The following is a 545-nucleotide window of genomic DNA, read 5'->3' as shown; positions in this document are numbered from 1 at the left end:
ATAAAATCCCGAAAAATTTATTTACACAACTTATCATAATAAGCATAGATACCGCAACACACATTACAATCGCATTACGATCTTGCTTTTCTTTTTGTAAATGTTCTATTTTTTTACTCATGTGTACAATCCCCTTTATATTAAAAAAAGTGTGAGATAGGAAATTTTTCTTATCCGATGCGAGGTGAATACGAAAACCCTCTCTATCTCACATACACAATAGAATGGAATTGTCATTTTATAAATAAAATGACATGACGTTATGTCGCAACATAGGGTATTTGTGTCGCTACGTTTTCTATTATAAAAAATAGTTGTGCAAAACTAGTGCATTTTTTATGTCAATTGCCCTGATTGAAAAAATCAGCCATCCATTCAATCACATAAAAAGAGTTTTTTATTATTTTCATGTAAACTATACAAGTAGAATGAAGAGTTTGGGGTGCACAAGATTATGGTGAAAATTTTATTAGTAGACGATGAAGAACGTATGTTACGATTATTAGATCTGTTCTTAAGCCCTCGTGGCTATTTTTGTATGAAAG

Annotated in this window: 1 pseudogene; it reads left to right on the top strand. The window is 30.8% G+C overall.

From position 1 onward, the window contains the following. Window positions 1-454: 454 nt before the first annotated feature. A pseudogene (locus V7038_RS28110) lies at window positions 455-545 on the top strand (response regulator transcription factor); the annotation flags it as partial.

This window comes from Bacillus sp. JJ783 (genome assembly GCF_036963225.1).
Taxonomy (GTDB): domain Bacteria; phylum Bacillota; class Bacilli; order Bacillales; family Bacillaceae_G; genus Bacillus_A; species Bacillus_A cereus_U.
The sequence above is the reverse complement of the archived record's forward strand: the minus strand, read 5'-3'. Positions and strand labels throughout refer to the sequence as shown.